At 55.5% G+C, this 25,274-nt stretch carries 25 protein-coding genes and 2 pseudogenes; 11 read left to right on the plus strand and 16 right to left on the minus strand.

Going from position 1 to position 25,274, the window contains the following annotated elements; all coding sequences use genetic code 11:
• From CS910_RS09470 to modA, 5 genes are all read right to left on the minus strand, one after another.
• Positions 1-750 (minus strand): ATPase domain-containing protein, encoded by a 750-nt coding sequence (locus tag CS910_RS09470; protein WP_099211498.1) that lies wholly within the window; start codon positions 748-750, stop codon positions 1-3.
• Positions 751-840: 90 nt separating this feature from the next.
• Positions 841-1,647 carry a beta/alpha barrel domain-containing protein gene (locus tag CS910_RS09475; RefSeq protein ID WP_099211500.1) on the minus strand — a complete coding sequence of 269 codons (807 nt, stop codon included), beginning with the start codon at positions 1,645-1,647 and terminating at the stop codon, positions 841-843.
• Positions 1,644-2,699 (minus strand): ATP-binding cassette domain-containing protein, encoded by a 1,056-nt coding sequence (locus CS910_RS09480; RefSeq protein ID WP_099211502.1) that lies wholly within the window; start codon positions 2,697-2,699, stop codon positions 1,644-1,646. The genes CS910_RS09475 and CS910_RS09480 overlap by 4 nt, the downstream gene beginning before the upstream one ends.
• Positions 2,680-3,477, minus strand: a complete 798-nt coding sequence (locus CS910_RS09485) for an ABC transporter permease (RefSeq protein ID WP_099211504.1) — start codon at positions 3,475-3,477, stop codon at positions 2,680-2,682. Before CS910_RS09485 ends, CS910_RS09480 begins: the two co-directional genes overlap by 20 nt.
• Complete coding sequence (modA, locus tag CS910_RS09490) at positions 3,465-4,277, minus strand: molybdate ABC transporter substrate-binding protein (RefSeq protein WP_099211506.1); 813 nt, start codon at positions 4,275-4,277, stop codon at positions 3,465-3,467. Before modA ends, CS910_RS09485 begins: the two co-directional genes overlap by 13 nt.
• A gap of 136 nt (positions 4,278-4,413) precedes the next feature.
• Between modA and CS910_RS09495 the strand changes: the two genes are divergently transcribed.
• The gene (locus tag CS910_RS09495; RefSeq protein ID WP_099211508.1) at positions 4,414-5,550 is read left to right on the plus strand and encodes an iron-containing alcohol dehydrogenase; all 1,137 of its coding nucleotides are present in this window, start codon (positions 4,414-4,416) and stop codon (positions 5,548-5,550) included.
• An 18-nt stretch (positions 5,551-5,568) separates the two neighbouring features.
• Here the strand turns inward: CS910_RS09495 and CS910_RS09500 are convergent, their stop codons facing one another.
• Positions 5,569-7,062, minus strand: coding sequence for an MFS transporter (locus tag CS910_RS09500; RefSeq protein WP_099211510.1), 1,494 nt, complete (start codon positions 7,060-7,062; stop codon positions 5,569-5,571).
• Between the two features lie 101 nt (positions 7,063-7,163).
• On the opposite strand from CS910_RS09500, the gene CS910_RS09505 reads away from it, so the two are divergent.
• From CS910_RS09505 to CS910_RS09515, 3 genes are read left to right on the plus strand one after another with little or no spacing between them, the layout of a single operon-like run.
• Positions 7,164-7,376 (plus strand): hypothetical protein, encoded by a 213-nt coding sequence (locus CS910_RS09505; protein WP_014122108.1) that lies wholly within the window; start codon positions 7,164-7,166, stop codon positions 7,374-7,376.
• 34 nt (positions 7,377-7,410) lie between these two features.
• Positions 7,411-7,851 carry a PIN domain-containing protein gene (locus CS910_RS09510; protein WP_099211512.1) on the plus strand — a complete coding sequence of 147 codons (441 nt, stop codon included), beginning with the start codon at positions 7,411-7,413 and terminating at the stop codon, positions 7,849-7,851.
• A 31-nt stretch (positions 7,852-7,882) separates the two neighbouring features.
• The gene (locus CS910_RS09515; protein WP_099211514.1) at positions 7,883-10,657 is read left to right on the plus strand and encodes a DEAD/DEAH box helicase; all 2,775 of its coding nucleotides are present in this window, start codon (positions 7,883-7,885) and stop codon (positions 10,655-10,657) included.
• On the opposite strand, the gene CS910_RS09520 is transcribed toward CS910_RS09515, so the two are convergent.
• The 4 genes from CS910_RS09520 to CS910_RS09535 form a co-directional block, all read right to left on the minus strand.
• Positions 10,649-11,890: a sugar phosphate nucleotidyltransferase gene (locus CS910_RS09520; RefSeq protein WP_099211516.1), complete on the minus strand. Its 1,242-nt coding sequence runs from the start codon at positions 11,888-11,890 to the stop codon at positions 10,649-10,651. The two genes, CS910_RS09515 and CS910_RS09520, sit on opposite strands and share 9 nt — an antisense overlap.
• A gap of 233 nt (positions 11,891-12,123) precedes the next feature.
• Positions 12,124-12,384: a DNA-binding protein gene (locus CS910_RS09525; protein ID WP_099211518.1), complete on the minus strand. Its 261-nt coding sequence runs from the start codon at positions 12,382-12,384 to the stop codon at positions 12,124-12,126.
• Between the two features lie 2 nt (positions 12,385-12,386).
• Entirely contained in the window at positions 12,387-14,375 is a 1,989-nt protein-coding gene (gene feoB, locus CS910_RS09530; protein ID WP_099211520.1) for a ferrous iron transport protein B, read from the minus strand.
• A 9-nt stretch (positions 14,376-14,384) separates the two neighbouring features.
• A complete protein-coding gene (locus tag CS910_RS09535) occupies positions 14,385-14,612 on the minus strand; it encodes a FeoA family protein (protein ID WP_099211522.1) in 228 nt (75 codons plus the stop codon).
• A gap of 189 nt (positions 14,613-14,801) precedes the next feature.
• Here CS910_RS09535 and CS910_RS09540 point away from each other — a divergent pair, with 189 nt between their 5' ends.
• The 6 genes and pseudogenes from CS910_RS09540 (at position 14,802) to CS910_RS12240 (ending at position 18,436) form a co-directional block, all read left to right on the plus strand.
• Positions 14,802-15,152, plus strand: coding sequence for a DUF4870 domain-containing protein (locus CS910_RS09540; protein WP_099211524.1), 351 nt, complete (start codon positions 14,802-14,804; stop codon positions 15,150-15,152).
• 37 nt (positions 15,153-15,189) lie between these two features.
• Positions 15,190-15,975 carry a DUF7411 family protein gene (locus CS910_RS09545; RefSeq protein ID WP_099211526.1) on the plus strand — a complete coding sequence of 262 codons (786 nt, stop codon included), beginning with the start codon at positions 15,190-15,192 and terminating at the stop codon, positions 15,973-15,975.
• Positions 15,975-16,727 carry a PP2C family protein-serine/threonine phosphatase gene (locus CS910_RS09550; protein ID WP_197704291.1) on the plus strand — a complete coding sequence of 251 codons (753 nt, stop codon included), beginning with the start codon at positions 15,975-15,977 and terminating at the stop codon, positions 16,725-16,727. The genes CS910_RS09545 and CS910_RS09550 overlap by 1 nt, the downstream gene beginning before the upstream one ends.
• Positions 16,727-17,722 carry an AIR synthase family protein gene (locus CS910_RS09555; protein WP_099211530.1) on the plus strand — a complete coding sequence of 332 codons (996 nt, stop codon included), beginning with the start codon at positions 16,727-16,729 and terminating at the stop codon, positions 17,720-17,722. Before CS910_RS09550 ends, CS910_RS09555 begins: the two co-directional genes overlap by 1 nt.
• A 155-nt stretch (positions 17,723-17,877) precedes the next feature.
• Positions 17,878-18,066, plus strand: a complete 189-nt coding sequence (locus CS910_RS12080) for a hypothetical protein (protein WP_223211956.1) — start codon at positions 17,878-17,880, stop codon at positions 18,064-18,066.
• A 38-nt stretch (positions 18,067-18,104) separates the two neighbouring features.
• Positions 18,105-18,436 (plus strand): annotated as a pseudogene (locus CS910_RS12240) (HEPN domain-containing protein).
• Here CS910_RS12240 and CS910_RS09570 read toward each other — a convergent pair.
• Entirely contained in the window at positions 18,423-19,496 is a 1,074-nt protein-coding gene (locus tag CS910_RS09570) for an mRNA surveillance protein pelota (protein WP_099211532.1), read from the minus strand. The pseudogene CS910_RS12240 and the gene CS910_RS09570 overlap by 14 nt on opposite strands.
• A gap of 40 nt (positions 19,497-19,536) precedes the next feature.
• Complete coding sequence (locus CS910_RS09575; RefSeq protein ID WP_099211534.1) at positions 19,537-20,295, minus strand: molybdopterin-binding protein; 759 nt, start codon at positions 20,293-20,295, stop codon at positions 19,537-19,539.
• 155 nt (positions 20,296-20,450) lie between these two features.
• Here CS910_RS09575 and CS910_RS09580 point away from each other — a divergent pair, with 155 nt between their 5' ends.
• Complete coding sequence (locus CS910_RS09580; protein WP_099211536.1) at positions 20,451-21,458, plus strand: phosphorylating glyceraldehyde-3-phosphate dehydrogenase; 1,008 nt, start codon at positions 20,451-20,453, stop codon at positions 21,456-21,458.
• Here the strand turns inward: CS910_RS09580 and CS910_RS09585 are convergent, their stop codons facing one another.
• The 4 genes and pseudogenes from CS910_RS09585 to CS910_RS09600 all read right to left on the minus strand — a co-directional run bounded on the left by CS910_RS09585 (position 21,459) and on the right by CS910_RS09600 (position 25,270).
• Positions 21,459-21,869, minus strand: a complete 411-nt coding sequence (locus tag CS910_RS09585; RefSeq protein WP_099211538.1) for a PIN domain-containing protein — start codon at positions 21,867-21,869, stop codon at positions 21,459-21,461.
• Positions 21,854-22,084: an AbrB/MazE/SpoVT family DNA-binding domain-containing protein gene (locus CS910_RS09590; RefSeq protein WP_099211540.1), complete on the minus strand. Its 231-nt coding sequence runs from the start codon at positions 22,082-22,084 to the stop codon at positions 21,854-21,856. The genes CS910_RS09585 and CS910_RS09590 overlap by 16 nt, the downstream gene beginning before the upstream one ends.
• Before the next feature lie 116 nt (positions 22,085-22,200).
• A pseudogene (locus CS910_RS09595) lies at positions 22,201-23,667 on the minus strand (AAA family ATPase); the annotation flags it as partial.
• A 235-nt stretch (positions 23,668-23,902) separates the two neighbouring features.
• Positions 23,903-25,270: an ATP-binding protein gene (locus tag CS910_RS09600; protein WP_099211544.1), complete on the minus strand. Its 1,368-nt coding sequence runs from the start codon at positions 25,268-25,270 to the stop codon at positions 23,903-23,905.
• Positions 25,271-25,274 lie beyond the last annotated feature (4 nt).

Raw genomic sequence — 25,274 nt, forward strand, 5'->3', positions numbered from 1 at the left:
TCAGAGCCGCTTTATAGCGGGAATCAGGTTCTTCTTGCCCCTCTCCGCTTCCTTCCTAATCTCCTCAAGGATTTCCTTCGAGAGAGGAACCTCGATTTCTTTCCGCTCGAAGGGAGCGCCTTTCACCCGCTCGACCCTCAGGAAGAGCCTCATCGGCTTCTCCATCCTGCTGAACATGAGGTTGTCGGCTACCTTCTCCAGCTCCTCCACCATGTCCCTGAAGACGTCGGTGTTCACGGTCAGGAAATACGTCTTCGTTTTATCAACGCTCAGTGCCCCCTTAATCTTTTCGTGGATGGCCCTTCCATAGGTCGGCGAGAAGAATAGCAGGTTCAGCGCGGAGCCTACCACCATGGTGCCTAAGGGCGGATGGGAGTTGCTGAGGTAGACGCTTCCAAGCGCTATAGCCTCGTCCCAGACGTTGGGTTTCACAAAGTTGGCCCTGACGTGGTTGTCGGAGACGAGTTCGATTCCCTCAATCGTCGGGTCGAGCTCAACGAAGAAGACCCTTCTCCTGTACCGCTCAAGGCTCGCACCGAGGAGCCTCATCGTGTTCTGAAGGTATTCAACTGTCGTGCTCGTGAGGAGGAAGACGACCGCTCCACCGTTTTTGAGCCAGCCGGAGGCGAAGATGTAGCCGATTAGGGGCTTTCCTGAGCCGCCGGGCCCGCTGACGAGTGTTGATGTGTTCGCCGGAAACCCCTTGGGGAGTACTTCCTCAATCCAGGGAATCCCGAGCCTCACGAGCATGGCACCACCCCCCAATTAGGTTAGGCTAACCTAATTCCATGTGCGTGGTGAATTACACGAACTTTAAACCTTGCGCCACAGATGTGTCCATTAAAGTCGCTCAATCCTCGTCGTCAGGTCGAGGGGCCTGGCGTAGTAGGGAGCGCTCGTCACTATGACATCGGCCAGGCGGGCGTAGTCGGCGATGTTATCGGCGTTTATGTTGCCCGCGACGGCTATCTCAAGCGAGGGGTTAAGCTCCCTAAGTCTCGGCACGAGGTCCTCAAGCTCCTCCGGTGAGAAGTGGTCGAGGAGGAGAAGGTCAGCGGTCTTGGCGTACTTCATGGCTTCCTCGGCAGTCCCTGGCTCCAACTCGACTTTTCTGAGGGTTTTAAGGTCTCCAAGCCCTCCGAGACAATCAACAACGCGGAGGTGGTTCCCGGTTATCAGAACGGAGTCGCTGAGCGAGTTCCTGTGGATTCCCCCGCCGCCGGCTTTAACTGCTTTCAGCTCGAAGTAGCGCATCCCCGGGTGAGTCTTGCGCGTCGTCGCGATGATGACGTTGGGATTTACTTTCCTCGCGAGATTGACGAGCTTTCTCGTCTCGGTCGCTATCGCGCAGGTCAGCGAGAGGAACGTCTGGCTCACGCGCCAGACCCGGAAGAGCGTTCTCAGGTCTCCCCTCGCCGAGAGGATTGCCGAGCCTGCATCGAAAGTTCTTCCGCTCGGGATGAAGCCGGTCTCAAGTCCAAGGGAGGATAAAAAAGCGGAGAGCTCCTCCGTGCACGCTGAAACTCCAGGCTCCCTTGAGATTATCCTCAGCTCTCCTTTCCCCTCAATGCCGAGCAGCTCGGTTGTCTCGTCGAAGTAGGGGCAGTCCTCGTCGAGGTATAGCTCGAAGAGCCTCAGAGGGTTCATTTCACCACCCTCAGTGCGCTCGCTTTGAAGAGGGCGTAGAACCTCTCACCGGGCCTTATCTTGAGCAGCTCGACGGCGTTCGGTGTGACAACCGCGCGGAGCGAGAGGCCGTCCGAGACGAGCGAAAGCCAGACGAGCTGGCCGCGCCTCTCCATCTCCGCTATCTCAACGGGGACAACGTTCTGAGCAGAGCATTCCCCGGGCTCCCTGGCGAGTATTATCTCCTCTGGCCTGAGCGAGAGCGTGGCTTCCCCTTCCGCCTCATCAGCGGTGTAGAGGATTACGTCCCCGACCCTAACAGCCGTCAGGCCGTCGCGGAGGCCTTCAACGCGCCCCCTGAGCAGGTTCGTCCCGACGAAGCTCGCTATGAACTCGTCACCCGGCCGCGAAAAGACCTCCTCCGGCGTTCCAAACTGGACAATTCTCCCGTCTCTCATCACCGCGACGTGCTTTGCCAGGGCAAAGACGTCCTCGAAGTCGTGGGTGACGTGGATTACCGTCGTGCCGTGCTCCTCGATGACGGACTTCACGAGGGAGCGCAACTTTTCCCTCGTCTTCGAGTCGAGGGCGGAGAAAGGCTCGTCCATCAGGAGGACCTTTGGCCCGACGATTAGGGCCCTTGCGAGTGCAACCCTCTGCTGCTCACCGCCGCTCAGCGTCCCTGGCTTCCTGTGGAGGATGTGACCTATGTGGAGCTCCCCAGCTATTGAGCGGACCTCCCTCTCGATTTCTCCCCGCGGGAGGCCCTTCTTCCTCAGCCCGAACGCTATGTTGTCGAAGACGCTCATGTGCGGGAAGAGCATGTAGTCCTGGTAGACTATGCTTATCCCCCTCCGCTCCGGCGGCTCGTTGGTGATGTCGCGCCCCTCAAGGATTACCCTTCCTGAGAGGAGGGGGTAAAAGCCGGCTACCGCCTCAAGGAGGACGGATTTTCCGGCCCCGGTTGGCCCGATGACGGTGAGGTAATCGTTCTCCTCGACCGAGAGCGAGACGTCTCTAAGGTGGAAGTCCCCGAGGTCTATGCTCAGGTTCTCAACCTCTAACAGGGCCATGCTCTCCACCCTCCAGCCTCTCGAAGAGGAGTATCGCGAGGAACGAGACCACGACGAGCACTATGCCGCTCGTTATTGCCATGCCGATGTTGCCGTAGGAGATGTTCAGGTAGAGCGTCACCGGCAGTATCTCAGTGTTCATGTAGCTCCCGCCAGCTAAGATGAGCACGGCACCGAAGGCACCCATCGAGCGCGCGAACGAGATTATGGTCGAGGCAAAGAGGCCGTTCTTGGCCATCGGGAGCGTCACCTTCCTGAAGGTCTCGAACTCGGAGTAGCCGAGGCTCCTCGCGACGAGCTCGTAGCGCGGGCTTATCTCCTCAAACGTCGTGTAGATTACCCTGACGGCGTAGGGGAGTGCCGTGAAGAACTGGGCCACGACGATGCCGAGCTTCGTGAAGACAACCTTTACCCCAAGGTCGCTGAGGGCTTCCCCGACCGCAGTCCTGCCGAAGAGGAGGAGCAGAGCGAGACCGAGGACGAGCTCCGGGAAGGCCATCGGCAGGTCGAGGACTGACTTGACCGCGCTCTTTCCAGGGAAGTCGAAGCGCGAGAGGGCGTAGCCTATCGGTATTCCCACGAGGATGACGAGAACCGTTGAGACCGATGCCGTTATGAGCGAGAGCTTGAGGGAGTAGACCATCTCCTCCGACCTCAGCGCCTCAAGGATTTCGTGGGGCCTCGGCACGAAGAAGAGCGTCGCTATCGCCACGAAAAGGAAAAACGTGAAGATGAACGCGACCGCAATCGTGACTCTCCTGAAGCTCAGCCCTTCCATGGCCTGAACCCCCACTTCTCCCAGATTTCCGTGTGATTAGCTACGAACTCGTTGAAGGCCTTCGCGACGGCGAGGTGGCCGTCCTTTTCGGCGCAGGTCGTCACGGCGGTTGGGATGGTTTTAATCGAGTTCTGCTCGCGCGGTATCTGAATAACCTCGATTTTGCCCTTTGACTGGGCCCACGTCACCATGTCCTCCCAGATTATCGCCGCGTCCGCCTGCCCGGTGGCGATGTAGATGAGGAGCTGGTTAACCGTCGGGGTAAAGACCACCACGTTTTTACTCACGTTCTCCCAGAGGCCGTTCTTTTCGAGGATTTTCTTGGCGACCTTACCGATGGCGCAGGCCTTCGGGTCGCCGAGGACGACTCTAACGCCGGGCTTCGCAAGGTCCTTGAGGGAGTGGATTCCCTTCGGGTTGCCCTTCGGAACCGCTATGACCGGGACGTGCTCCGTAACGTTGATGACGGTGTCGTTGAGGATGTACCCTTTCTTCATGGCCTGCTCGGTGTAGTACCAGGCCCCGGGGATGAAGACATCGCAACCGCATGTCGTCTGAAGGACGCCGAAGATTTCGCTGCTCCCGCCGTAGTGCACCTCGACCTTCGCGCCGGTCTCGTTCTCGAAGAGGCTTATCAGCTCGTTCATCGGCTTCATCAGGCCGGCTCCAGAGCAGACGACGACGGTTTGACCCGAGAAGGGTTTTTCGCTCCCGTGGTGACTTCCCGAGGCTATACAGCCCGCGCCGACAACGGCTCCCAAGAGCAGCAAAACCAAGACAATACCTGTAACACCCTTCATTAGACCACCCGAAAAGGAGGTTCGGGATTCGAATTTAAACGTTTGCGTAAACAAAAGAGTTTTCTGTAAATGAAAGTGTTTTCCAACCCTGCGAGACCGTTAAAAGGATTCCCTCGAATTCGGTCCGGTGGTGGCGATGTTCTGGCTCAAGACGAGAATCATCGAAGGCAGGGGCTCCCTCGAGAAGCTCAGGAAAGAGATAAGCGGGCACGAGAAGGTTCTTATTCTGGCCAGCAACTCAATGAAGAAGCACGGCTTCCTGAGCGAGGCGGAGGATTACGTTAGGGAAGCGGGAGCGGAGGTTCTGTCCATAGCCGGCCTTCCGGCGGAGCCGAGCGTGGAAACGATAGAGGAGTTCCTGCCGAAGGTGAGGGAGTTTAAACCTGACCTGCTGATAGCGCTCGGCGGTGGAAGCGTGATAGACACGACGAAAGCGTTGAAGGTCTTCTACGATGCTCCCGAGCTGAACTTTGAGGAGATAGCCTTCATGGACCGCTTTTCAAGGCCCAAACCGGTTCCGAAGCTGAAGACGAAGCTCATAGCGATTCCCTCGACGAGCGGTGCAGGAAGCGAGGTCTCCGGAGCGAGCGTTCTGAAGAAGGGCGGAATCAAGTACAACATCGTTACGCCCGAGATAGCGCCTGAGGTTGCGATACTTGACCCCCGCCTGCCGATGACAATGCCGAGGGAAGTGGCGAGGAATTCCGGGTTAGACGTCCTCGTCCACGGAATAGAGGCCTACACCACGAAGGTCGCCAACGACTTCAGCGACGCGATGGCGATTAAGGCAATAAAGACCGTCTTCAGCTACCTTGAGAAGAGCCTCGAAGGCGACGAGGAAGCGCGCGAAAGGATGCACTACGCCTCTACAATGGCCGGAATCGCCTTTCTCAACGCGCGCCTCGGTATCTGCCACGCGATGAGCCACAAGGCCGCTTGGCTCGGTCCGCACGGACTTCTCAATGCCATATTCCTGCCCTACGTTATGGAGTTCAACGCCGAGAGAAGCGACTACGCGAGGAGGCGCTACGACGAGATAGCGAGGGAGCTCGGGCTGAGGGACTGGAGGGCGCTGGTTGATGCCGTCAGAGAGCTGAACGAGCGGACGGACGTTCCGAAGCTGAGCGAGCTCGTTGATGAAGAGACATTCATGGCGAGGCTCGACGAGATGGCCGAGAAGGCATACCACGACGGCCTTTTGGCCTTCAACCCTGTCGAGGCGAAGCCGGAAGAGATAAGGGAGCTGTATTTGAAGGCTTTCAGGGGAGAGTAAAGAGAAGAAAAGCGGAGTTCAGCCAACCTCTACTTCCTTTTCTCCCCCGTTCTCGACCTCGCGAATCTTTCCACCTTTCATGACCTCGACGATGGCCAGGCTGAGTATCGCCAGGAAGAGGTAGATTCCTGCGGAGGTCCCGAAGAGGACCTCGTAGGCCTTCGTCGTCGGTATCTTTATCTTGACCCACGAAGGGGCACCGGGCGGGTGGAAGAGGGTGTAGTAGGTGCTCATGACGGTTCCGGCTATAGCCGGTCCCCACGTCGAGCCGAAGTTCCTGAAGAGGCTGTTGGCACCGGTCGCGACGCCCATGACCCTCTGCGGGACGCTGAAGACGAGAACGTTGATGAAGGAGATATTCATCAGCGTTATTCCCGCGCCAACGTAGGTTATCATCGCCACGAAAGCCCAGAGGTGGTTCGGCGGGAATTCAGGGGCGTACTTCGCCAGAATGGCGAGGCCCGAGCTCGCGATGAGAGCGCCCGTTATTGCGAGGGGTTTGGCGCCGATTTTCGGCATCAGTTTACCTGCCAGGGGGGCTATTACGAGCATGACGCCCGCCATTGGGGTCATAAGCAGACCGCTCTCGAGTATGCTCTTGCCGAAGCCGTACGGTGGCTTCATCTGGAAGATGTAGGTGTTCGCCTGGCTCATCATTGAGATTCCAAAGGCCGCGAACATTATTCCGAGGTTCACTATCGCGGGGTTCCTTGCGGTCACGATGTCGAGGGGGATTATCGGGTTCTCAGCGCGTTTCTCCCAGAGGACGAGCAGGACCGCGCCGACTATCGAGACAGCGAAGAGGACGAGGGTTTCTCTTGCGGTCCAGCCGACGTTCGGGGCGCGCGTTACAGCGACGAGTGCCGGAACGACGGCCCAAACGAGGAGCAGAGCGCCCTGCCAGTCGAGCTTTCCGGGGTTGATGTATCTGCTCTCGCGGAGTATCTTCCACGCGAGGATGAACATCAGAACCGCGAATGGGGCGGCGGTATGGTAGGTCCAGCGCCAGCCCCAGTGCTGGGTAACGTAAGCTCCGAGCGGGAGGGCTATGACCATACCGACGCCAAACATCGCACTTATCATTCCCTGAACCTGGGGCACCATCTCGGGCGGGAACTCCTCACGAACGAGGCTGAAGGCGAGCGGGAATATTGCCATTCCAAAGCCCTGGATTGCCCTGCTGAAGAGCAACCAGCGGAAACTCGGCGCAAAGCCGTTGAGTATGACGCCGAGGGTGTAGAAGCCGAGGGCAACGAGGAACATCTTCTTCTTGCCGTACATGTCGCCGAGCTTTCCAAAGACCGCGACGCTGACCGTTCCGACGAGGAGGTAGATTGTGAGAACCCAGCTGACATCGTTGGGGTTTATTGCGAACTCCTTCTGAATCGTTGGCAGAGCGGGAGTTAGCATCGCCTCTGTATACATGACCAGGAGCGGGAGGAGAACCACGACGAGCGTGGCCTTCTTCGCATAGCTGAGGTCGTACGTTTCACCGTTCCTCGTGACGTTCATATCTCTTCACCGATATGTCGAACGATATATCGTCTTATAAAGTTAGCGGTAGGGGTTGAAAGCGAGTAAGGTATATAACCACTATTGAGAAATACCAAACCATGAAAGTCATAAGCGTGAAAGTCCCAGAATGGGTTTCGGAACAGGAAGCCGAGCTCTGGATAGCAGAGGGGCTCGGGAAGAAGATATCAAGAAAGATAGTCCTTGAGGCCCTTGCCGAAGGAATACCCCTGGATAAGAAATTCTTTGAGGAAACAAGGGAAGAAGTCTGGGCCGAAGTAAAGCACAAATATATCAAAATGGGATTGATATGAGGGTCGTTGTTGATAGCAACATTCTGTTTTCCATATAGTATCTGGAAGGAAATCAAAGGCATTCAGGCTTCTCGAAGAGCACGAGCTTACCCTCTTCGCCCCGGAAGAGGTCATCCTTGAGTTCAGACGACACTCCACTAAACTTAAGAAGTTTGCAAAGGACTTTGAATACCGAACGTTTCTGACCTTTTCACTGGTTCAGATAATCCCGCTTGAGTTTTATTCCAACAAAATCAGAGAAGCTTATCAGATAGCCTCCAAGTTTGATGAGAAAGACACACCCTTCATAGCCTTGGCCATGAAGCTTGGTATTCCCCTATGGACGGGAGATAAAAAGATTCTGAGCGCGGCAATCTCAACGGAAAGATTTTTGGCCCTCGATTCTACTGCATTAGAGTCTCTGCTGAATGGAGATACGCTGGAAAACGTACTCAACGAAATGAAAACTCGACTTGGTATTTTGAGAACACAGTAAAGTTCAAGAACTAAAGGTTCTCCCTTGAATCATGCACCCACTCCTCAAGAAGGCCATCAGGGAGCGCTTTGGGAAGCTCAACCGGCTCCAGCAGGACTCGTTCAGGGAGGTTAGCTCCGGGAAGAGCGTTCTAATCATCGCGCCAACCGGCTCGGGGAAGACGGAAGCGGCAGTTCTGCCGGTTTTCAATGAAATCCTTGAAAACGGTCTCAAGCCGATTTCGGCCCTTTATATAGCCCCTCTCAAGGCCCTCAACAGGGATTTGCTCGAGAGGCTCGAATGGTGGGGGAGGAAGCTCGGAATAACCGTCGAGGTCAGGCACGGCGATACGTCGGCCTACAGGAAGGCGAAGCAGACGAAGAATCCGCCTCAAATGCTAATCATCACCCCCGAAACCCTCGGCGTGATTCTGACGGTTAAGTCCCTCCGGAAGCACCTGAGCAACGTTAAGTTCGTTATCGTTGACGAGATAGCGGAGCTTGTAGACAATAAGCGCGGTTCCCAGCTCCTCCTGAACCTTGAGAGACTCGCTGAGATTGCCGAGTTCAAGAGGATAGGCATGACCGCAACCGTCGGCAACGAGGAAGAGGTAAGGGACTGGCTTGGGGCCGAGGTGATAGTAAAGCCGAACTGGAGGAAAGCCTACCGCTTTCACGTCCTCTATCCGAAGCCGAAAGAGGAAGACGAGGAGCTTGCGGAGAAGCTGAGCGTCTCGCTGGAGATAGCGTCCCGTCTGAGGGTTCTGTGGGAAATCGTTGAGAGGCACGGGAAGGCTCTCATCTTTACCAACACCCGCCAGTTCGCCGAGGTTCTTGCGCACCGCCTCAAAGCCTGGGGAAAGCCCGTCGAGGTTCATCACGGCTCGCTCTCGAAGGAGGCGCGCGTCAGAGCCGAGAAAGCCCTCAAGGAGGGGAAAATCAAGGCCCTAATCTGCACCTCCTCGATGGAGCTCGGCATAGACATCGGCGACGTTGACGTTGTAATACAGTATATGAGTCCGAGGCAGGTGAACAGGCTGGTTCAGCGCGTCGGCAGGGCGAAGCACAGGATTGGAGAGGTCAGCGAGGGCTACGTCATAGCGACGAACGTCGAGGACTACCTCCAGAGCCTTGTCATAGCGAAGAGAGCCTTGGAAGGGCGCTTCGAGGCGGTCGAGCCGATAGGCGGGCTTGACGTCCTGGCCCACTTCGTCGTCGGGTTGCTCATCGAACACAAACGCCTTCCGCGCGAGAGGCCCTATGAGATAGCGAAAAGGGCTTACGTCTACCGCGATTTGAGCTGGAGCGATTACCTCGACGTTCTCAGCGTTTTAGAGGACGCTCGCCTTGTCGGCTACGATGAGGAGAGCAACCTCCTCTACCTTAGACGAGGAGCGTTTCAGTACTACTACGAGAACCTCTCGACGATTCCGGACGAGGTTTCCTGGAGAGTTTTCGACGCCAAAAGCGGGCACGTCATAGGAAGACTTGACGAGAGCTTCGTGATGGATTTGGAAGAGGGCATGGAGTTCGTCATGAACGGGCGGAGCTGGATAGTGCTCAAGATAGACGACGAAAGCCGGCTCCTCAAAGTCCGCGAGAGCAGGAGTCTTGAGAGCGCGATACCGAGCTGGGAAGGTGAGATGATTCCGGTTCCCTTCGGGGTTGCATTCGACGTCGGCAGGCTGAGGAGGGAGTTGGCCTTCGACTTCAGAAAGGCATTAGGCCTTTTGGAGGGCGTTGAGTTCAGCGAAGATGAGCTTAGAAGGGCCTTTGATGAAATCAGGGACGAGCCGTTTCCAACGGATAGAGATATTATCGTCGAGAGCACGCCCAAAGCGCTGATAATCCACGCCGATTTCGGGAGCAGGGCGAACGAAGCGATAGGTAGGATAGTTCACTCGCTCCTAATCCTCCGCTACGGCCGGGTCTTCTCCGTGAGGAGTCAGGGGCACGCGATAGTCTTCAAGACCCCGTTCCAGCTCAACCCCGACGAAGTGAAGCGCTACCTCTACCAGGAACCCGAAAGCGTCGAGTTCATAGTTTCCCGCGCTCTGAGGGATTCCCACGCCTACCGCTGGAGAATGCTGAACGTGGCCAAGCGGTTCGGTGCCTTGAGGCGGGACGCGAGGATAAGGAGAATCGAGAGGCTCTTCGAGGGGACGGTGATTGAGAGGGAAACGCTCAACGAGCTCTACCACGACAAGGTTGACGTCAAAAAGGCGGAGCTCGTGATGGAGCTGCTCAAGGCCGGCTCTCTGAGGGTGAAGACCGTCCTGAGGAAGGAGCCGTCAACCCTGGCGAGGCTCAACATGACGGTGAGCGGGGAGTTCCTGCTGTCGAGCGTTCTCGAGAGGGACGAGCTTATCGAGCTGTTCAGGAAGAGGTTGCTCGAGCACGAGGTCGTTCTCGTCTGCACCAACTGCGGCTGGAATTCAAAGACGAAAGTGGCGAGACTTCAAAACATCAATCTGAGGCATTGCCCGCGCTGTGGTTCAAAGATGTTAGCTGTGGCGCACCCGATTGACGCCGAGGAGTTTCTCTCGGTGCTTGAAAAAGTGAGGCACGGAAAACCCCTCGAAAGGAAGGAAGAGAGAGCTTACAGGAAGCTGCTGAAAGCGGCCGATTTGGTCGATACCTACGGCTTCGAAGCGGTGCTGGCGCTGGCAAGCTACGGAACGGGGCCGGATACCGCCGCGCGACTGCTCGCGCAGTACAAAGGAGACTCATTAATCCTCGCTCTAATGGAGAGGGAGAGACAGTTCATAAGGACGAGGCGGTTCTGGGTCGATAAGAAGAAAGGGGTCGAGGAAGAGAAATCAGAATAGCCACTGGTTCTCGATACATTCGTCGCACGGCGGCTTCTCGCCGGCTATCGCCTTGAACTTCTTGTAGATGCACTCCGGCAGGCCGAGCGGACAGCGGTCCGGGTACTGGCCGGGCCTGACCTTCGTCGGGTCGAGCTTTATCTTGATGTAGGCCTCGTACTCCTCGACCTTCTTCCAGGGCAGGACCTTCGCCCCGTAAATCACGAGTCCGTCGTAAATCTTCGCGTAGTCGCCGATGACGGCGTTCTCCTTTACGATGACGTCCCTGCCAACTACAACTCCCTCGCCGAGTATCGTGTCCTTCAGCTCGGCGCGCTCCTTGATTATGTCGCTCCCGATGAGGACCGAGCGCTTGATGTAAGCTCTGTCCTCTATCACGGTGTTCGGGCCGATGTAGGAGTATGCCTTAATCTTGACGCCGTGTCCTATCCTGACGCCCTCGTCAATGTAAACCGGCCCCTGAATCTCGACGTCTTCCGGAACCTCCGCACTCTCGGCTATGTGGAAGTAGCCGTTCTCGCGGGCCATCTCATCAAGGGCAATCTGGTGGGCGTAGAACAGGTCGTCCGGAGTTCCGAGGTCGACCCAGTAGGTCCCCTTCGGCATCCTGTGGGCGTAAACCTCGCCGCGCTCGACGAACCTCGGGAGGACCTCGCGCTCGAAGTAGACCTCCTTACCCTTCGGAATCTCCTCGAGGACCTTCTTGTTCACGACGTAGATTCCGGCATCGACGAGGTTGCTCTTGGGCCTCTTGGGCTTCTCCTCGAAGTGGAGCACCTTTCCGCTCTCGTCCATCTCGAGAACTCCGAAGCGCTCCGGGTCGTAGACCTTGGTCGCCCCCACCGTTATGAGCCCGTCGTTCTCCTCATGGGCCTTTATGAGCTCGCGGTAGTCGAAGTTCGTGAAGACGTCGCCGTAAATCACAAGGAAGTCATCGCTCACGTACTCCTCAACGTTCTTGAGCGCGCCACCGGTCTCGAGCGGCATGGGGTCGTTGACGAAGCGGATTTCCTTGGGGTAGTCCGCCATCTTCTCGTCAACGAACTCCCTTATCTCACCCCTCATGTAGTGGACGGAGAGAATAACCTCGTCTATCTCGGGGACCTTCTCGAGCGCTTCGAGGATATACTGGAGGTTGGGCTTTCCGAGGACCGGAATCATCGGCTTTGGCCTCGTTGATGAGAGGGGCCTGAGTCTCGTTCCAAAACCGCCTGCAAGAATGACAGCCTTCATGGTTCTCACCGTCTATAGATACCACGGGCCAGCTTATATATTTTACGGCCATAAAATATATTACCGCTGGTGAAAGGTTTAACCGGCGGTGACTACTCCCGAAAAGCTGACGTTAACGTGGCAAAAGTCCCAATAACCCCTGCGAATGGAGTGGATAAGCCGGCTTAACGGTTCCTGCTTGAAGAACGCGAAACACCCAACCGGGCGAAAAGATGGGTGCACCGGGTTGTTCGCTAATGCTCGTTTTTGTGAACATCAAAGCTCGGTCTAAGCACCTTCACCCTCGGCACGAGGCACTTCCCGTAGCAGACCTTCCTGAGCGGGCAGGTCTCGCAGGCCGGCCCCTGCTCAACCTCCTCGATGTAGCCGAGGCTTTTGAGGAGCTCGATTATTCCCTCGACTTCCTCGACCGTAATCCCGAGCTCCCTTGCTATGTCCTGAGGAAACCGCTTGCCCTCGTTGATGAGTCTCAGCACTTCCTCCATCTTGCCCATCTTCACAACCCCAGCGCCGTTCCAACGTGCCATATCAGGATTCCGAGGAGCGAGGCGACGGTTATCATGTAGACGGTTACAGCGAGCGCCCACTTCCAGTTGCTCTCGGCTCTTATGGCCGCTATCGTGGCCACGCAAGGTATGTAGAGCGTCGTGACGACAGCTAAGACGAAGCCCTGCAGTGGGCTCATCGAGGACATCATGGCCTCCTTGAGTGCCTCCCCCGTCAGACCGCCGTAGAGAATGCTGTACGTTGAGATTACGTTCTCCTTGGCGATTATTCCGAAGATTAGGCTCACCCCGGCCTTCCAGTCGAGCCCCATGAGGTTGAGGTAAGGCGCGACGAAGTGGCCGAGCCTCTCGGCGTAGCTCTTTCCGGTTCCAATCGGCACTGGATAGTTGCTGAGGTACCATATCGCTATCGAGCCGACGAGGATTACCGTTCCTGCCTTCTGGACGAACTCCTTGCTCCTCTCCCACGAGTGCAGGAGAAGGCTCCTTCCGCTCGGGATTATATACTCCGGAAGCTCGATTACGAAGGGGCTCTCCTCGCCGGAAACGAACCTGCTCACGAGTTTGGCGGAGAGCAACGCCACGGCGACCGCTATGAGGTAAATTCCAACGGCGACGACCGCGTCTCCTCCGAAGAATGCCCCCACGAGGAAGCTTATGACGGCGAGCCTGGCGGAGCAGGGGATGAAGGGGTTGACGAACATCGTCACGAGCCTGTCGCGCTCCTCGTCGAGCGTCCTCGTGGCCATCACAGCGGGAACGTTGCAGCCGAGGCCGAGGATTAGGGGTATTATCGCCTTGCCCGGCAGGCCGAACTTCCGCATTATCCCCTCCATCAGCACCGCTACCCTCGCCATGTAGCCGAGGTCTTCCAGGAAGGAAAGCGCGAGGAACAGGAGGAAGACGAGCGGGAAGAAGCTCAAGACGGAGCCGACACCGCTGATGATACCGTGCACCAAGAGCCCCCTCAGGGTTTCACTCGATATATGGGGTGCAAGCCACTCACCGAACCGCGTGAACGCCTCGTCTAGGAGGCCCTGGAGCGGCATCCCAAAGGTGAAGACGAACTTGAAGACGAGGTAGAAGACGAAGGCCATCGCCAAGAAGCCGTAAACGGGGTGGACGAGGATTCTGTCGAGCTGGTCGGTGAGCGTCTCCCGGGCCTTCCCGTAGCTCATGAACTCATGGGTAAGGCCGTCTATGAACTCGTACTTCTGGCCGGCTATAATCAGGTCCATCGCCCGCCCGTAGCACTCCTCGGCCTCGCCTATGTGGGTCATTATTTCGTTGAGCTTCTCCTCGCCGAGGTACCTCAGAACGAGCTTCATGACCTCGTCGTCGCGCTGGAGGAGCTTTATCGCCAGCCAGCGGAGCGGGTAGCGGCCGGCCAGCTTGGTTCCCTCGAGGCACTTGGAAATGTGCTCGATTTCCCTCTCGACGGCCTCGTCGTAGCGCGGTAGAACGGGGTTCGTCTTTATCCTCCCGTGCGCCATCTCCCATACCTTCTCCTTGAGCTCCTCGATTCCTGCCCCTTCCTTGGCGCTGAGCGGAACAACTGGAACGCCGAGGGCCCTGGACATCTTCACGGGGTCTATCTTGATTCCCTTCTTCTCGGCCAAATCGAGCTTGTTGAGGGCGATGATTACGTTCTTCAACCCCATCTCGAAGATTTCCATCGTGAGGTAGAGGTTCCTGAGAATCGAGGTTGCGTCGACGACGTTAACAACCACATCGGGGTTTCCGTTTAGGAGGAAGTTCCTCGCCACGAGCTCGTCAACTGAATGGGCGGTGAGGGAATAGGTTCCGGGCAAATCAACGACGAGAAAGCGCTCACCTTTATACTCAAAAACGCCCTCCTTCTTCTCGACGGTAACGCCGGGCCAGTTGCCAACGTGCTGGCGCATACCGGTTAGGGCGTTGAATATCGTCGTCTTTCCAACGTTGGGATTGCCGGCTAGGGCGACCACCCTCATCGCCATGCTATCACCTCAGAGTTTTCTCACCAGCACCCTTGAGGCCATACCCTTTCCAAGCGCTAACCTCGTTCCGCCGGCCTCGACTATAACCGGCCCCCTTGGGTAGTTCTCGAGGACCCTAACAATCGCCCCTGGAGCCAGCCCCATCGCGTAGAGCCTGCTCCTGAAGTTAGGCCCTCCCCGCAGGTCAACCACAACCCCTCTCTCGCCAGGAGCGAGTGACAGTAAGGGCACAATCATGTTCATCACCGTTAGGTTTTCCTAATTCCACTTGAGGTTGGCGAATCCCTTAATAAATCTTTGGTGAGCCTAACAAAACTCAGCGGTTCGAATCCAAATCACTGAGGTTGGAAAACCGTCCCCAAAGGTGAGCCCCGTTGCAAAGGTATTTATAGGAGCTTCAATAGAGAAGGATGGAGGTGTATTACCATGGGTGAGGAGATTAGAAAAACGTCCCTCGGGATGGATGAGAACGTGGAGGGACTGCTCGCGTATCTGCTATGGTGGTTAACTGGAATAATCCTGCTGTTGCTGGAGAAAGAGAGCTACTTCGTCCGCTTCCATGCGATGCAGTCAACTGTGATGTTCCTGTTCTTCACGGTGGCGATTAAAGTTTTCGAGTTCATACCTATCATTGGAGGACTCATTGCATACCTGCTATCACTCATTGCCATCATAGCCTGGATTGTGGGCATGGTTAAGGCTTACCAAGGCGAACTCTACAAGTTCCCGGTTTTCGGCGACCTCGCCGAGCAGTGGGTTGAGAAGGTCAACATCTAAGGCTCAGGTTTTTAAGCCCCGTCCTTTACGTTTTTTCATGCTCAAGGATGTTGTTAAGGAAATCCGGGAGTTCTCCATGGCGTCTGGCGTTCACCGCAAGAAGATTCTCGTCCTCTTCTCTGGGGGAAAGGACAGCTCGCTCGTTCTCTACCTGCTCAAGAAAGCGGGCCTCGACGTTTCCGCTTTGACGTTCTTCCACCGCTGGAGCTGGCGCGAGACCCTTAACTGGGCGATGCACTTCACGAAGAACCTCGGCGTTGAACATTATCTGGTTGACATCACGGACGGCCTTCTCCGTGAGGCTACCGGCAGGAAGGGCCCGGTCTGCATAAACTGCAAGAAGATCATGCTATGGAACGCCAAGTGGTTCGCCCTCAACAACGGCTTTGACGTCTTAGCAAAGGGCGACAACGCCAACGATAAGATAATCGGGGCCCTCCTCGACCAGTGTAAGACAGACATAAGGCTCTGCGAGATTCCAAGGATGGGTGTTCCCTTCTTCAGGCCCCTAATCAAGTACCCGGCAGACGTCGTCGAACGGCTCGCGGAGAAAGCTGGTATAAAGCCCTACCGCATGTACGAGCACGCGAGGAGGAGGCAGTGGCGCGAGGGCTGTCCGTTGCAGTACATAGACCGCGAGGAAATCGTCACGGAGGAGCTGATGGACCTGGCTTACAGGGTGAACTACGAGGTCAGCAGAATCGCGAGGAGGCGGAGGGTCAGGGTAAGCGTCCGCGTGCCGAGCTTCGAGATAATGGCCTGGAACGCCGACGGAGAGACACTCGAAGAAGTTAAAAAGGTTATCGAAAAGTTCAAACGGTGATGAGAATGGACTCGAAGTGGCTCTGCTACCCTCACCTCTGCGCGGCGAGCGACGTTGGGGCGAGGAAGAACAACGAGGACGGGTTCACCATCGGGAAGCTCCCCTACGGTCACTACATCGGGATAGCAGATGGTCTCGGGGGACACGCGGCGGGAGAAGTGGCTTCGGCGATTGCCCTTGAGACGGCCCGGGAGGTCGTCCTGAGCGAGTACGAGGACGGAATGGACGGGACGATGCTACGGGTTCTCCTCAGGAAGTCCCACGAGCTCGCGAACTCCGCCGTTCTGGAGGAGGCCATTGGAGAGAGGGCCGGAATGGGAACGACGCTTCTCACCGCCGTTGTCAGGGGAAGGGAGGTTTTCCTCGCCAACACCGGCGACAGCAGGGCCCAGCTGATAAGGAATGGAAAAGTGCTGGCCCAGACGCGCGACCACAACCTCTTGAGGGAGCTCCTCGACAGGGGGGAACTGACCGAAGAGGAGGCATGGGGCCATCCAGCGTCCAGCAGGCTCACCCACGTCATCGGCGCCAGTGGGAGGCGCTTCGCCGTGGATTTCTACCGCTGGGAAGCCCGGCCCGGCGACTGGCTTCTCTTGAGCACCGACGGTCTTCACGACTACGTGAAACCTAAGAGAATCCTTGAAATTCTGAGCGAGAACAACGAACCCCGCGAGGCGGTTAAGGCACTGCTCAACGAGGCCCTCGGCGTCACCCACGACAACGTTACGATAATCCTCTACCGGTGGTTCTGATGCTCCCGCCCGGAAAGCTCCGAAACGACGTCCTGCGGGAGGTAATCTTCCAGAACCTAGGCATCGAGGACGCCAAGGTAATCCACGGGCCGAAAGAAGGCTTTGACTCGGCGGTTCTCGAGTACGACGACGAGAACTACCTCGTAATAGCCACTGACCCAACGCTCGGCGTTCCCGCTGAAACCTTCGGCTTCTTCACCTACCATTTTGCCTCAAGCGACGTTGCCGTCTTCGGGGCGAGGCCGAGGTGGCTCGTGGTTGATTTTCTCCTCCCGCCGGGGACAACGAAGGGGTTTCTCCGAAAAGCAATGGAGGACCTCAACCGGGAGTGCGAGCGGTATAAAACGGCGGTAATCGGCGGGCACACCGGAGTTTACCCCTCGATTTCCGAGCCAACCGCAACCACAACGGCGATGGGGCTCGTGAGGAAGGAGGAGCTCAAGCTTCCCCTCGCGAGGCCGGGAGATAGAATAATCGTTACGAACAAAGTCGCCCTTGAGTTCGCGGTTTCCTCCGCCTACTTCCAGGCTGAAGAGCTGAGGAAGGTCTTAACCCCCTGGCAAATCGCCGAACTCCGCTCGCTCTATCGGCTCGAGACTGTTCTTCCAGATGCTCTGATAGCGAAGTCCTTCGTCAGGGGAATGCACGACGCGACGGAAGGTGGTTTAACGGCGCTCCACGAGATTGCCGACAACTCTGGAGTTGGCTTCAGGATCTACGCCGAGAGACTTCAGCTTAACCCCCTCGTGAAGAGGGTTCTCGATTTCTATAAGCTGGAACCCTGGGGCGTCTCCTCAAGCGGAACGCTGATAACAATAACGCCTCCGGAGAACTCTGGTTCCCTGATTACGGAATTGAATAAGAATGGAATTAAGGCCTTCGAGCTTGGCGAGTTCACGGAGGAGAAAGAGAGGGTTCTCATAGCGGATAGCGAGGAAAGACCATTCCCGGAGTTCGAGGGCGACCCCTACGCGGAGCTCTATGGCAAACGATAAATAGAGGGAAGGTGCAGTATCACCCATGAGCTCGGAGCTTATCCGCGATGTGATTTTGAGGGTATCACGCGAACTGGGTCTTGAAGTTGACGAGATAATCCTCTTCGGCTCACGAGTCAGGGGGGGATTTTAGAGCCAACAGCGACTGGGACGTTTTGGTTGTTCTGTCAGAGCCCGTAGAACGGAAAATGGAACTCGAAGCCTACAAACGAATGCACAGGGAGCTTCTGTTGAAGAGAATCAAGGCGGATATCCTCTTCATCTCAAGGAACGAGCTGGAGAAGGTCAAAGACGATACCGGCTTCATCTACTACTACGCCCTCAGGGAGGGTGTGAAAATTTGAGCTTCAGAGAGTGGCTCCAGAAGGCTGAGAAAGACCTCATGCTGGCCAAGAACAGCCTTTCCCTCGAATTCTACGATTATGCAACTTTTCACCCCAGCAGTGTGCAGAGAAAGCTCTAAAAGCGTTTTTAGTATCGAGAGGAAGGCCCATCAAGCGAACCCACGATATTGGAGAGCTCATACTCCTGTGCGCTGAAGTAGATTCGGAATTCCTAAAGCTCTTCGATGATGATGTTGATGTTCTAACCGCCTACGCCGTTGAGGCGAGGTATCCAACCCTCCACGAGCCGGATAAAGAAGAGGCAGAGAACGCGATAAAGCTCGCCGAACTCACTCTCTCATTCGTGCGCTCCAGGCTCACTTCACCCTGAACCTCAGCAGGGCCGCGAGGCCACCAAGGGCCTTCAGCTTTTCACCGCCTTCGTGCTCAGAGCTGACGATGACAGCTTCACCCCTTGAATACCTCACGGCGTCCATGAGTTCCTCGACCTTCTCCCTGTGCTCGCCCTTCAAAAGCTCGTCGAGGACCAAAAGCGTCTCAACGGCCCCGTAGTTCACCGCTTCCTCCACTTCCCTGAGGCCGTAGGTGGCCAACCCGGTGTTCCTCGCGATGTTCTCAAGGACCTTCTCAACGAGCTGGACTTCCTTGGCAACCCTGTTCTCATGGTAGACCCTGTCAACGGTTCCGCGCTTGATGACCTCGTAGATGCCCGTCCTTCCGGTTACGCTGGTGTCTTCGATGACGACCTTCTTCGCCAGCTCGGGGTAGTTTTCACGCAGGAACTTGTGGAAGTCCTCCTTGACGAAGCCCGGGCCAGCTACAATCGCCTTCTCGATTTTCTCCCTCCCCATGAGCTCGGCCATCGTCTTGGCCAAGTCGTGGAAGAACTTCTTTTCCTCGCTTTCTCTATCTGTGTTGTAGCGCTTCCCGCCGAGGTTCCGCCTTATGCTAGCGACCATCTCGACGCCGTACTCGCGGACTAGCGCTATGTCAGCCTCGCCCTCGTCTATCACCACAATCATGACCTTGGCCCTCTTCGAGGCCTCTATCGCCTCCTTAAGGCGCTCTATGTGGTGCTCCTTCCAGCGGGGCTTCTGGATTGTTACGACCGTTCCTTCTTCAATCGTTATCGTGTGGTACTTGCCGAGGGGAACATCTTCTCTGCTCGCGTAGACTATCGGCCCGGTAACGCGGACCTGGTTTGCGAACTTGTGAAAGTTTATCTTCTCAGCTTTGACGCCGAGATAGACAGGAATGACCTCGACCTTCTCGGCCCTCAGTGAGTCCGTCCTCTGGGCCTGCTTCCTAAGGGTCTTCGCGTAAACGACGTCGCCGGGGTCTATGACGTGGTAGAGGTGCCAAAGGTCGTCCAGCGTTTCGGCCTTTACCTTCACTATGCCCTCCTTGGGCTTCTCTTCGAGTATCTGCACCTTCTCACCCCTAACGAACTTGGAGGGAAGGATTTAAAGGTTACCAGCCCTCCTCGAAGCGGATTCCCTTCGACTCCATGAAGGCCTTCGCGCGCTCTATCTCCTCCTCGCTTTCACCGAAGAGGATTATCCCGATGTACTTCCCGAAGCCCTTCGGCGAGGAGTGGATTCTAACGTTAAAGCGCTCCAGCGTCTCGTTGAGTATCGGCGCGAGCTTGCTCTCGTCCGTTATCTCCGCCAAAAGCTTCCTCTGGACGAACTTCTTCTTCCCGAGCCTCGGGAGGACTTCCTTCTCGAGCATCGCCTTCATCTCGCGCGGCATTCCGGGGAGGACGAATATCTTAACACCCTCGTGCTCGATGTAGGCCCCCGGAGCGGCACCTTCGATGTTCTCCAGCGGTTCCGCGCCCTCCGGCAGGTAGGCCATCTTTCTTCTCGCCTCGTTTAACTCGGGGTCGTCTATGAGGCCCTTCTCGTAAAGCTCGCGGTAGAATGCCTTAATCCTCTCAAGGCACTCCTCGCAGAGGACGAGCTTCCTGCTGAGGGCCTCCGCAACCGCCAGCATCGTAACGTCGTCGTGGGTCGGCCCGAGACCGCCCGAAATCACGAGAACCTCGGGTTTTCTCCCGAGGATCTCTCTGAGGACGGTCTTTATCTCCTCCACGTCATCCCCTACAGTCGTCTTCCTCCTCACCCAGTAGCCCCTCTCGGTGAGCTTCTTCGCTATGAATGCGGAGTTGCTGTCAACGGTGTTGCCAGTCAAAAGCTCGTCGCCTACCGTCAGTACCTCCGCGAACATTCCCACCACCGGAGAAGTTTCAACTCCGGGGCTTATAACGCCAGCGGAATGCTTTTGCAGGAGAATGTCAAAACGACCCCTTTTCAAAGTGCTTTTCACCGCGGGTGAAAGCAACGCTTAAGTATTTTATCGCTGTAAAACTCCCGGTGGTTGCCATGGCCAGGGTTAAGGTCGGAATCAACGGCTACGGCACGATAGGAAAGCGTGTCGCTTACGCCGTCACGAAGCAGGACGATATGAAGCTCATCGGCGTAACCAAGACCAAGCCGGACTTTGAAGCCTACCGCGCGAGGGAACTGGGAATCCCCGTCTATTCTGCCAGCGAGGAGTTCCTTCCGCGCTTTGAAAAGGCGGGCTTCGAGGTCGCCGGAACGCTGGAGGACCTTCTCAACGAGGTTGACGTAATCGTTGACGCCACCCCCGGAGGAATGGGAGCGAAGAACAAGGCCCTCTACGAGAAGGCCGGCGTTAAAGCCGTCTTCCAGGGCGGTGAGAAGGCGAACGTTGCCGAGGTTTCGTTCGTGGCCCAGGCCAACTACGAGAAGGCCCTCGGCAAGGACTACGTCCGCGTCGTCTCCTGCAACACGACGGGTCTAACCAGGACGCTGAGCGCGATTCAGGAATACATCGACTACGTTTACGCGGTCATGATTAGAAGGGCGGCCGACCCCAACGACACGAAGCGCGGTCCCATAAACGCCATTACGCCGAGCGTTACCGTTCCTTCCCACCACGGTCCGGACGTCCAGACGGTTATACCGATTAACATCGAGACGAGTGCCTTCGTCGTTCCGACGACACTCATGCACGTTCACAGCGTAATGGTCGAGCTGAAGAAGCCGGTCGAGGCGAAGGACGTCGTGGATATCTTCGAGAACACCACGCGCGTTCTGCTCTTCGAGAAGGAGAAGGGTTTCGACAGCACCGCCCAGCTCATAGAGTTCGCCCGCGACCTGCACCGCGAGTGGAACAACCTCTACGAGATTGCCGTCTGGAAGGAGAGCATCAGCGTGAGAAGAAACAGGCTGTTCTACATTCAGGCCGTCCACCAGGAGAGCGACGTGGTGCCCGAGAACATCGACGCGATAAGGGCAATGTTCGAGCTGGCGGAGAAGTGGGGGAGCATAAGGAAGACGAACGAGAGCCTGGGAATTTTGAAGTGATTAAAGCTCCTCTGGGAGAACAACAACCCCTTTTCTTTTTGCCAAGTTTCTCAGCTTGACGTCGAAGGTAACGAGGCTTCCCTTCTCCAGGGCGTGGAGGAGAATTACCGCATCGTTGAAACGTGAGAGCGAGAGCTCTTCCCTCACCACTAAGTCCAGGGCGCTTTCGATTAGTCTGGGGTCTTCACTCAATCCCTTGAATCTCGGGTCCTCTGTGTACCCCTTCAGGGCTTCGAGGGCCTCTCTCGCTGAAAAACCGTTGTTTTTGAAGAACCACACGTACTCCTGCACGACTATCGCCGGAACGTACCACCTGTCGAGGGATTCGAGGGTTTCCTCAGCCTTTTTGTGGAACTCCGTGTCCTCGAAGGTGTCGTAGATGAGGACGTTAGTGTCTATGACCCCATGCATTCCCTCATGCCCTCCTCGATGGACTTCTCTATCTCCCCGAGCGTCACGTTCTTGCCGAGTTTCAGGCGCTTTCTTTCCCTTCTGAGCCTCCGAAGGACTATCCTGTCTCCCTCGATGCTGACTTCGAGAAGTTCACCCTCCCTTATGCCGAGGGCTTTCCTAATCTCGGCCGGAATCGTTATCTGGTAGTTCCGGGTTACTTTCGTGATGCTCATAGTAGGGCCACCTTAGTAGTAGGGTTGCTTTCCTACTATATTAAGGTTGTGTGAGTTATCAGGTAATTAAAGCAAAACAATAAGAGGTATACAATTCACCCAAGTTTCTTCCTCCGTTTTATCTCTTCAAGAGCCTTGTAGAAGTCCTCTTTTCTAACATGGAGTTCTTGAAAAACTCTCTTGGGTATCTGCTCCGCCTCGAAGTCAATCTTGCCCTCCTTGATGAGCCTTCTGAGCGCTATCATTGCTGCCTCTCTCACAAGAGCTGCTAGGTCAGCACCGACGAACCCATGAGTCTTTTCGGCAATCTCATCAAGCATTTTGTCTACCAGCTTGGCGCGTATCTCGGGGTAAAACTCGCGTTTGGATTTAAGAATTTCTTTCACTTCCTCCACGCTCTTCGCAGATTCGACGAGTTTAATTAGTTCCTTCACTTTCTTTGAATCGAAAGTGTTCATGCTCTTAAGTTCTTTGAGAACCTTGAGAACCTCCAAAACAGTGCCTCTGTCGTATTCAGGTTCTAGTGGCATTCCCCTCGTGTGTATTTGGAGTATCTCCTTCCTACCCCTCTTGTCCGGAGGCTTAAGCTCTATCACTTCTTCAAATTTCTCGTCTGTGAGAAGTTTCAAATTCTTTATCAATTCAAGGTTCGAGGTAGTTCCTATAACCCTAAATTGGTTGAACAGTAAGTTAACAGTTGCAACCACCATGTCTCTGTTGTCTGGGCTCAATAGGACTATGCTGTCAATGTCTTCAATAAGGACTAACTCACGGGCATCCTTAGAGAACTCTTTAACAATATCTATTGGAGATTCCTTTCTGAGAATCGAAACAAGTTCGTAAGGATTCGTTATAACAGCATTGGCTCCACTTTCATTGATAACTGCCCTGGCAAGTAAAGATTTGCCAGTCCCAGGCGGACCGTAGAGCAGGACACCCTTCGGGGGTTCGATTCCAAGCCTTTCGAAGAGCTCTGGGTGCTTGAGGGGAAGCTCGACCATCTCGCGAATCTTCTGAATCGCGTCGCTTAAGCCACCGATATCCTCATAGGTTATCCCTAAGACTGTTGTTTTGACATTTTCTTGAATTGGTTTCTCCCTGACTTCAAATTCTGTGAATTCAGCTATCTGAACTATACCAATGGGAGTTGTTGCTATGACTACAAATGTGAGTTCTTGGTCAGGAATTGTTATTTTAATGTAGTCTCCTCTGACGACGGGTCTGCCGACGAGTCTGCCGTGGAGCCACTCGACGAAGTCCCTTCCAAACCTAATCGGCTCGGTCGGGGCAACGATGACCTTTTTAGCCTCCTTAACGTCGGCCTTCCTAACCGTAACCTCGTCGCCGAGTCCGACGCCGGCGTTCTTCCTGATTGTTCCGTCCATTCTGATGATGTTGAGTCCCTCGTCCTCAGGATAAGCAGGCCAGACGACTGCGGCCGTGTTCTTGGTTCCGATAATCTCGACTATGTCGCCCGGCTGGACGTTGAGCTCGCGCATGGCGGTCCTGTCAATCCTGACGATTCCCCTACCAACGTCCCTCTGATAAGCGGACGCAACCTTACGCTTAATTTCGTTGCTCATTTTGCTCACCATAATTGAATAACCCTCAAAACTCTAAAATGTTTTGTAACCAACACGGGAATTAGATACTTAACCTCCTCCGCGCTCAGCCTGACAAGCAAATTCTTAAACACGATTGAGGCAATATTTGAGCTCGCCGATAAGTGAGAGAGCATAAGGAAAACGAACAGGAGTTTGGGGATTTTGAAGTGATTCGAGCTTATTGAAGGGGCTTTTTCTCTTTTTTCTGTGATTCTCAGCGGATGGTATTTTCAAAGTCCTCCAAGTCCCAGACGAGCCAGCCCCCTTCTCTCATCTCCCCTTTTCCTTCGGCCCGCTTTGCCACGAGGCCATAAAACGATTCCCAGTCATCAAGCCCTACAAGCTCTGCCTTTCTTTTCAAATCTTTCAAAATTCCTCTCGTTTCCCGCTCACTTAGCTCCTTCCACTTGACCTCAACGAAGAGCGCCCGCTTCTCCCGCTCGTTTAAAGCGACGAGGTCAATCTCCTCCCCCTTCCGCCACCATCTGCCGATTTTCGTAAACATGAAAGGTAGCTTCCTGGCTTTGTTCAGCTCGACGAGAAACTCTTTGGCGAGTTCCTCAAACCGCACGGAGTAGGCCCTCTGGAGGTTCTCAAAAACACTTTCGAAATCGGCCAGACCGAGCTCTATGGCGGTTCTGTTCGGATAAACCAGCGAGAACCACGTGAGCAGAAACGGGTCGTTTATCCGGTAGATGCCCCTCTTTTCCTTTCCTACCACTGGAACCTCTCTCCTCACGAAGCCCAGCCGGATTAGGGTTTCGAGGTAGGGGTATATCCTCCGCCCCTCGATGCCGAGGCTGTTTGCTATCTCTGTCGGCCGGTGTTTCCCACCCGCTATTGTCGCGAGAATCGAAAAGTAAACCTTAAGCTCCCTCAACTCTCCTGCGAGGACTATGTAAGGCTCGTCATAGAAATAGCCGAGGGGGGAGAGAAACTCCTCTTCCACAAGCTCTTCAATGCTCCGTTTCCTCGATGCTATGGCGAGGTAAGCAGGAACGCCCCCAAGGAGGAGGTAGGCCCTGAGTCCGTAATCCCAATCACCGAAGAACTCAATGGAGTGCCTGAAATTCAACGGTTTCAGCATGAAGCCCGCGGTTCTTCTGCCGTAGAGGGGCGAAGAATAGCTTAAAACCTCATCTCGCATCATTCCGAGGAGCGAGCCGGAGAGAACAAGCATTACTGGTCTCCGCGAGAGCTCATGGTCCCACGCCCTCTGAAGGGCACTCAGGATTTCTCTGTCGGATTTAACCGCGTACGTAAATTCATCAAGGATTACCGCCGTTCGTTCGTTTATCTTGGAGGCGAGGTACTTGAAGAGCGGGAACCAGTCCGAGAAGCTGAGGAACAGTTCATCCCCGAAAAACTCCGCGAGTTCCTTCCTGAGGGCCTCTATCTGCCCCTCTTTAGTGCCCTCAGTAAACGTATGGAAAAATACCTTCTTCCCCTTTGCAAACTCACTCAGAAGCCTTGTTTTCCCAACTCTCCTTCTGCCGTACACCACGACAAAGGACGGCGTGTTTTCCCATTCCCTCTCCAGCAGGTCCAGTTCGTCTTTCCTGTCAATGAATTTACCAATCATGATT

The organism is Thermococcus henrietii, from assembly GCF_900198835.1.
GTDB lineage: Archaea > Methanobacteriota_B > Thermococci > Thermococcales > Thermococcaceae > Thermococcus > Thermococcus henrietii.